At 39.8% G+C, this 8,038-nt stretch carries 4 protein-coding genes; 2 read left to right on the top strand and 2 right to left on the bottom strand.

What is annotated here, in order from left to right; all coding sequences use genetic code 11:
- Positions 1–703: 703 nt before the first annotated feature.
- Together QL989_RS13730 and QL989_RS13735 are read right to left on the bottom strand one after the other, a co-directional pair.
- Positions 704–1,834, bottom strand: coding sequence for a DUF1570 domain-containing protein (locus QL989_RS13730; RefSeq protein ID WP_290170789.1), 1,131 nt, complete (start codon positions 1,832–1,834; stop codon positions 704–706).
- 2 nt (positions 1,835–1,836) lie between these two features.
- Positions 1,837–2,313 carry a hypothetical protein gene (locus QL989_RS13735; protein ID WP_290170790.1) on the bottom strand — a complete coding sequence of 159 codons (477 nt, stop codon included), beginning with the start codon at positions 2,311–2,313 and terminating at the stop codon, positions 1,837–1,839.
- A 475-nt stretch (positions 2,314–2,788) separates the two neighbouring features.
- Between QL989_RS13735 and QL989_RS13740 the strand changes: the two genes are divergently transcribed.
- Together QL989_RS13740 and QL989_RS13745 are read left to right on the top strand one after the other, a co-directional pair.
- Positions 2,789–5,941: a DEAD/DEAH box helicase gene (locus QL989_RS13740; protein WP_290170791.1), complete on the top strand. Its 3,153-nt coding sequence runs from the start codon at positions 2,789–2,791 to the stop codon at positions 5,939–5,941.
- 21 nt (positions 5,942–5,962) lie between these two features.
- Positions 5,963–7,390 carry a hypothetical protein gene (locus tag QL989_RS13745; protein WP_290170793.1) on the top strand — a complete coding sequence of 476 codons (1,428 nt, stop codon included), beginning with the start codon at positions 5,963–5,965 and terminating at the stop codon, positions 7,388–7,390.
- Positions 7,391–8,038 lie beyond the last annotated feature (648 nt).

The raw sequence follows: 8,038 nt of genomic DNA on the forward strand, positions 1-8,038 counted from the left end.
GCAGCGCCTCATAACCTCTTTTTGAATAAATCACTTAAAACCATATTTGCACAAAGAGAAGTGAATGAGGGCAAATGAGAAAATAAAAGCTGCGGGTAACGAGCCGCGAGCGACAGGCAAAACACAACCTAGCACCTAATCACTTCCCTTAAACCTAGCATTTTTACCACCGTAGGCGTTAAGCTTGCTGACGTGAAAAGCGTAGCTTTTAATGGCTCGAAACCCGCAACTCGATACTCGATACTTGATACTTGATACTCGTCTACTTTATTTATACATATCGCGTTGGCGACGGCAACCAAAGTATGATTTGTCTTTAAATAAACTCTGCTGCAAATAATTCATCCGTTCAGCTGGGTTCCTGTCAGCATCCATGCTTCCACTTCCTCACGCTGCAAAGCTACGCTTTGGTCATTCGTCACCTCGGCGCCCCGAGGATCACACTACTTCCTTAATTCAAATTAATGATATGAACGTAAAGGCGATGAAACACGTCCGTGTGTAGGCATCGCTTAACGCGCATTGCCTAAAGGGATCTAGGTACTTGGAATTTGTCGGGAACAAAATTCCGCCATGCGCTGTTATTACTCATCATTAATTCAATTTCTGGTGTGATCACGGGAAAGTTGTTTAGTAGTGTCCTTTAAATTTTACCGTGGGCGTACAGTTTGCTGACGTGAAAAGCGCAACTTTTAATATCTTTTTAAAAACGATGTTTTATAAATGGTTTGTTTAACCATGTTTTATAGTCTTTAGACAGCTGCGGAAAGTGCTGATACAGCATACTTTCCAGTGTTTCAGCAGTGAGTTTACTGCAAGGTGAATTTTGCTCGGCTAACATAACGCTTTTTAAAAACTGCTTGCCTTTGCTCGAGCCCATTAAAAAATATATCGCCGCCCAACTGCTCGCATAAAGTTTAGTGTCATCAGCTGTTTGCCATTTGTTATCTAAACCTATCAACCAATTAATAGTAAAAACACTTTGCGCTATGTGTTTGTTACTTATCCAACTTAGGTGAGGGTCAATGCTGACTAATTGCATGCTGTTGTTGGTATATTCAAAATATTCAGCCAGCCCTTCATTAAGCCAACGAGGAGTTGTGCCTAGTATTGCTTTGTTTATAGCATGCACCGCTTCGTGTATTGCTGTGCGCATTGCGTTTTGCTCGTTTCGATAATATATAAACGCAGAGTTAGTAGCATGAAAATATATACCATCTGTATTACTTGGATCTGCTCCGCGCTGTTTAATCGCTTGTTCGTAACGACTTCGCGTTGCGAATATGGTCAGGTTTAACCTTACCTTTTTTAATGCATCTGCCCCTATAATTTGGCCATACACTTTAAATACAGTATTTAGTTTTATCCGTAATTTTTCTGTAAACGACGGCGGTAAATTAGCGGCCTGTAGCGTTAATTCAAAGTAATCAAGCGGCTCAACAATGTCAGTATCAAGTGTTTCAACCGCAAAGTCTGGCTTAGTATCACTAAAATGGGGCACACCATGGCTATCAGTCCAAGTGTAAATATTGCCATTACGCTTATATTTAACTTCACCTAATGAAACATCGGTACAACGCGTTGTATCGGCTTGTGGTAAATGGTTTTGTATTACTTTTTTAGTGGTAAACGAGCCTGCAGAGGGTTCAATTAGGGTTTGCTCTGCTTCTTCAACTATTTCGATTTCGGCTTTTATATCTTCGTAAATAGCCCGTACACTGCCAATAGGATCATGGTAGTTGATTACCCGCCCAGTTAGGTGGTTAGCAATAAGTGCCGCTACAATTAACAGCACAATAAATACAAATAGCACGCGCCATTTTGTGCTCAACATCTTTATCGTCGCTTTTTCCATTGGGCTTCAAATAAGCGTTTTTGTTCACCACGATATTCACTGCACCATACGAAATCGGATGATTGCATGCCTTTTGAACGGCAGCGCTTTGGTAAAGTATAAAATTCAGACCACGCAGCCAGCTTTTCAGGATCGCTATAGCTGTCGCTATGCAATTTCATATTAGGCATCTGCGTGCGCAATAATGCATTATTACTTGAGCTGTAAGCCGAAGAGCGTTGATGTGTTCGATTGGTTTGTTTGGGTTTATCACAATGCTTTGCAAGTTCTTCAAATAAAGATTTGAACCGTGCTTTTAACCGCTCACCTTCTTTCACCCTATAGCCTTGACGCAACCGTGAACGTATTGTTTCACGTTCTTTTACAATACTATCGCAATGTTCTTGCGAGTATTGCTCGTACGCTTGCGGGAGAGAAGTAAATAGGCAAAGTAGTATCAATAAAATCCATTTAATCATTATTTATCCCTAAATTGAGTGCTGTGTTCCGTTGAGCGCCTAGGGTGAATATAGAGGATTGAATCTAAAATAGAAACAGATAGTTTAAGCGAATTGTTAAATCATGCCTGAGCGCAATTGTTGGAGCAGTTTGTGGCGGGAATTTTTAATTGCAAATTTGAGTAGAAGTCGCGTTGGCGACGGCAACCAAAGAGAAGTAACCGCCGACTTCTCTTTGGAATCTCTCGGCGCCCCGAGCATTTTGCACTTTCCTCAAAGCCTAAATTGATATGAACGTAAACGCCGTGTAAGGCACATCCATGTACCTGTCACGGCTTTAATTGCATCCATGCAATTAATTACTCATCAATTGAGTCTTTCGGGCAAAATGACGGGGGGATTCTCTTAACAGCTGCCTTTGATTCAATAGTGAGTTAATGCTTGTTTACATTGCATTTTTTAGTAAACTGAATGCTCGCAAACAGGGAGTGATTTAATGCAACAGATTGGTATTTACGAGCAGTTAATTACACAAGTAATTAAGCAAAACTTAAATCGTGACCAATTTTATGTGGGCGAACGCCAGCTAGAATCGGCTGAGGCAGCTACATGGCTTTCGCGCTTTTTAGGTAAGCTTGTTGAACATGCCATTGATGCAATCCCTAATTCAAGCGAGCGTTTGCACGAGCAAATAAACCTCGCAAACAGCCTTGTGCTGTGGCTTAAAGATCATATCCGCGATGACGAGCTGATCAACGAAAACCTTATCGACAGCCAAGGCCGTATTCTTACTGCACTGTTTAATACCCAAAATCCCATTGCTGCAAATCTTAAAGATTACTCTCACGATATTTTTCCGCTAACGGGGCTTACACAAAGCGAATTATTTAGCGGTGCAAATGCTGGGATCTCACTCGAAACCGAGCTAAAACGCGAGATTAAATCGTCCGACACTATTTACTGGCTTGTTTCATTTATAAAATGGACGGGGCTGCGCATATTTAAAAATGAGCTTGAAGCCTTTACCAAAAGCGGCAATAAACTCAAAGTAATAACCACCTCGTACATGGGTGCAACGGATGCTAAAGCGGTGGAGTTTTTAGCTAACCTACCAAACACTGAGGTAAAGCTTAGCTACAACAATCAGCAAGAGCGCTTACATGCAAAGTCATATTTGTTTATGCGTAATACGGGTTTTCATACCGGTTATATTGGCTCGTCTAATTTATCGCATTCGGCGCTTACTAGCGGCCTTGAGTGGAACTTAAAAATTACCGCGCAAGAAATCCCGCACATTATAGCCAAAACTAAAAGCACCTTTGAAACTTACTGGCAATCGCCAGATTTCGAGCTATTTACTGGCAAAGTTGAATGTAAAAAAAAGCTCATAAATTCACTTAACGAGCAACGTGGTATTGGCCAAGCAAGCAGCCAGTTTTATTTTGATATAACACCAAAAACCCATCAGCTCGCTATTTTAGAAAAACTAAGTGCTGAGCGCAGCGTACATAATCGCTTTAAAAATTTAGTGGTTGCCGCAACGGGCACAGGTAAAACAATCATATCGGCGTTCGACTTTAAAGCCGTTTACGATAAAAACCCAAACGCCCACTTTTTGTTTGTAGCCCACCGTGAAGAAATACTTAAACAAGCGCAAAGTGCTTACCGTGGTGTACTTAAAAATAACGACTTTGGTGAGCTGTGGGTGGGTAACTACAAACCGCAGCGTTACAGCCAACTTTTTGCGTCAATACAAACATTAAACAGCCAAATTGAATCGCTTAATTTAACGCATGATTACTACGACTATATAGTGATAGACGAAGTACACCACGTAAGCGCCGCCAGTTACCGCGCTATTTTAAATCACTTTACGCCCACAATATTACTTGGCTTAACCGCCACACCAGAGCGTCAAGACGGTGCTAATATACTCGATGATTTTTGTGGAGTAATTGCCGCTGAAATTCGCTTGCCAGAGGCAATAAACCAGCGCCATTTATGCCCATTTCAATACTTTGGATTGGATGACGATACCGATCTAAGCCAAATAACATGGCGAGGCGGCCGTTACGATATAAGCGAGCTAAGTAACCTTTATACCGGGGAGAACAGCCGCGCTAACAAAATTATATCCAGCCTTGCTGATATAGTGACTAATGTTCACGATATAAAAGCGCTGGCATTTTGCGTAAGTCAAAAACACGCAGAGTTTATGGCATCTAAGTTTAACTTAGCAGGCATAAACGCCGATGTGCTGACCAGCAAAAACACAAATGAGCGCGCAGCCAAACAACAAGCACTACGCCAAGGCGAAATACAAATACTTTGCGTGGTTGATATTTTTAACGAAGGGGTCGATATTCCAGAGGTCGATACACTTTTATTTTTACGCCCAACTGAAAGCTTAACGCTATTTTTACAGCAACTCGGCCGTGGCCTTCGCTTGCCCGACAACAGTCAAAAGCAGTGCTGTACCGTACTCGACTTTGTAGGCAACGCCCGCCCAGAATACGACTTTGCCAGTAAATTCCGCGCATTAATTGGTAAAAGTAATCAGCCAATAAAAACTGAGATTGAAAACAACTTCCCGCACTTACCACTGGGTTGTCGTATTGAACTCCAAGAGCGCACGCAAAAAACGATATTAAAAAATATTCAGCAAGCCATAAACACTAAACGCCGTTTACAGCAGCTGATAAATAGCTATTCACAGCATACGAATGATGCGCTAACGCTAAGTAGCTTTTTACGCATAAACCCGCAAGTTACGCTTGAAGATATATACAAACCAAAAGATAAAAAACTCGGCGGCTGGCACTGGCTAAAAGGCGATGAGATACCAACACAGCAAGCCGACATTTACGCCGCGTATTACCGCGCAATCAACACCCAATTACTCGGCTGCGACTCGCTCAGCTACTTGTGTTTTTTACGTGATTTATGTAACAACGATTTTAACTTTACCCCAACGCCACAAAATAAACAGTACGCGCTTATGGCGCATTACAACTTTTGGGATAGCACAGGCACGAGTTTAGGGGTTAAAACGCTTGAGCAAAGCTTACAAGCCCTTAAACACAAAGAGCTACAACAGGAATTTATCCAAGTAATCGCGCTTTTAATAAACCGTATTCATCAACAGGAAAGCGATTTAACGTGCCTATCCAATCACGCAATCAAATTACACAGCCGCTACACACGCCAACAAATACTCGCCGCGTTTGGGGCGCATTCGTTTGATAAAAAATCGACCGCTCGCGAAGGCGTTTTAGAATTTAAAAACCAAAACCTAGAACTGTTATTTGTAACACTCAATAAATGCGAAAAGACCTACTCGCCCACCACGCTATATCACGACTACGCAATCAGCCCTACTCTGTTTCATTGGCAAACGCAAAACAGCGCCCGCCCAGAACACGGCCGAGGCCTAAGTTATATTGAGCATCAAAAAACGGGCAAAACCATCCTGTTATTTGTGCGCGAACAAGGCAAAGACGAAAACGGTCGAACTATGGGGTTTGTAAACTACGGCGAGGTTAAATACCAAAGCCACAACGGCAGCCAACCGATGAATATAACGTGGGAATTAACCAACCCCATGCCAAGTGAAATGTGGCATGAGGCAGGGAAACTGGCGGTTGGGTGATAATCTAAAATAAGGTGTTTAATGAGCCATAACTATAAAATGACGAGGGCGTACAATGAGCAAAACTGGATCACCAGTATTGATGATGTTCAAAGAGGCCTAAAATGTAATTGTACTTGCGTTGATTGCGGATCACAGTTAATTGCCAAAAAAGGAGCTGTACAAGCAAACCATTTCGCCCATGCTCCAGATGATCAAAAAGCAAAACACTGTAAATGGAGCTACGAAACAGAGCTTCACTTGTTAGCCAAAGAAGTACTCAACAACAATAAAAAACTAACAATACCAATTGGTAACTTTGATCCTTATAACTTTACACTTATTTTTGATAATGTTGATATTGAAACTCCCATTGATAATTCAAAACGAATTCCTGACGTGATTGGTTATTCAAAGGGTGAGCAAATTTTAATTGAAATAGCAGTATCACATTTCTGCGGGACTGAGAAAACTAGTGAATATAGAAGGTTAAATAAAAACGCTATCGAGTTCGACTTTAGTAATTTCGTTCCTACCTCTGAGGTAATAACATTAGAAGAAGTGAGTGACTTATTTGAAAACTCAAATGCAAAATGGCTGAGTATTGCTCCTGCTGGATTTATAGGAGAGCTATGCCATGCACATGAACGTCAATCAATTAAAGATTTAATGTTTGAAAGAAAGGAGTTTTTAAATAAATACGAATATGAAAAGGCAAGTTTATATTCAGCCGTAACGTTTCTCAAAGAGCAATTACAAGATTTATCACATACCAAAAATAATCTTGAGGTGATTGTAAAAAACGACGAAGAAAAAATTCGTAGTGCTTATAGAAAAGAATATAAAGGGCTTGTTGAAAATATTAAATATGCTTCACAAAAACTAGTTCAGATAAATGAAAACATAGCGTCCAGGTCAAATCTTAAAAATGAAATAGATGAGTATGAAGCTAGACTAAGAAGCGCACTGAATTTTAAAAACCAAGACTTAATAAATAAGAAGAAAAAACTACTAGAAGATATTAATCAATTAAACAGTGTTAAAAATTTTACCATTAAAGAAAATAAAGAAAGTGCTATTAAGGCTTTTCAAAAAGAAAAAAAGTTATTAGTTGAACAATTTAATAAAAGCCTAGAAAGTGAAGTCAGTGAACTTTCTTTTAGGAAGCTAAAATTAGAATCCGAAATAATGCAGTTATATGAAGATAGAGATGCAGTTCAACAATCGGTGAATGAGAAACAGTTGCGATTAGAATCTATCACAGTACAAAAATACGAAATCGAGAGTGAAAGAGACCGATTAGAATTATTAGAAAAAAGCATCATAAAACAAAATCGGCTTTATCTAAATGCAGCAAAAAATATTGAAAGAATTACGCCCGATTTGAAAGAGCTAACACGCAAAGCCGGTATTCCTTGGCCATTCACACATGATTTAGTTGATGAGCTGAGCAAAGAAATTAAACCATAACCCTTGAAAGTTTAGGATATTAAACAAAAAGTCAGCTTTTGTATCTACTAACTAAACTATGAGTTTGTATGCTATGGCGAGGTTAAATACCAAAACCACAACGGCAGCCAGCCGATGAACATCACGTGGGAATTAACCAAACCCATGCCAAGTGAAATGTAGCATGAGGCAGGAAAGTTAGCTGTTGGGTAATGATTTATAAAAAGTACTCTTTTAAAAGTAGCCACAAATAATGAAATTAAATGGATAGCACCTACCACTACAATTTGATAATTAACAAATCTGCTTCTGTAGTTAACACCAAGCATTTTTAAACATCAGGTATACATTTAAAGCCATAAAAAAACTGCTTTTTGAAAAAGAATAACTCTACAGCAGCAATGCTGTATTTAGAAAGAGCAATACTACCACTCAACGTGAACGATTATACTGTAATCACCAGACCCAACGCATAAGTAAAAAGCTAAGCGTTGGGAATAGTTACTGAATATCCTAGTTTTTTGCTGACGTATTACAGTAAGGGTGCATTAGAGCACCATTTTTCACACTACCTTTACCTCCATCTTGTTTTGTAACCGTCGGCTAAACCACACCTAAACATTTATTTTATATTCGCTAAGCTCATTTCTTTTTAATCACAGGAGTGAG

Origin of the sequence: Pseudoalteromonas sp. APC 3224 (assembly GCF_030407535.1) — a bacterium.
In the GTDB taxonomy this organism is placed as follows: Bacteria; Pseudomonadota; Gammaproteobacteria; order Enterobacterales; family Alteromonadaceae; genus Pseudoalteromonas.

Bases quoted from the DNA above. Each gene is read 5' to 3' on its own strand.
- QL989_RS13730 (WP_290170789.1), bottom strand. From the start codon at position 1,834: ATGTTGAGCACAAAATGGCGCGTGCTATTTGTATTTATTGTGCTGTTA.
- QL989_RS13740 (WP_290170791.1), top strand. From the start codon at position 2,789: ATGCAACAGATTGGTATTTACGAGCAGTTAATTACACAAGTAATTAAG.
- QL989_RS13735 (WP_290170790.1), bottom strand. From the start codon at position 2,313: ATGATTAAATGGATTTTATTGATACTACTTTGCCTATTTACTTCTCTC.
- QL989_RS13745 (WP_290170793.1), top strand. From the start codon at position 5,963: ATGAGCCATAACTATAAAATGACGAGGGCGTACAATGAGCAAAACTGG.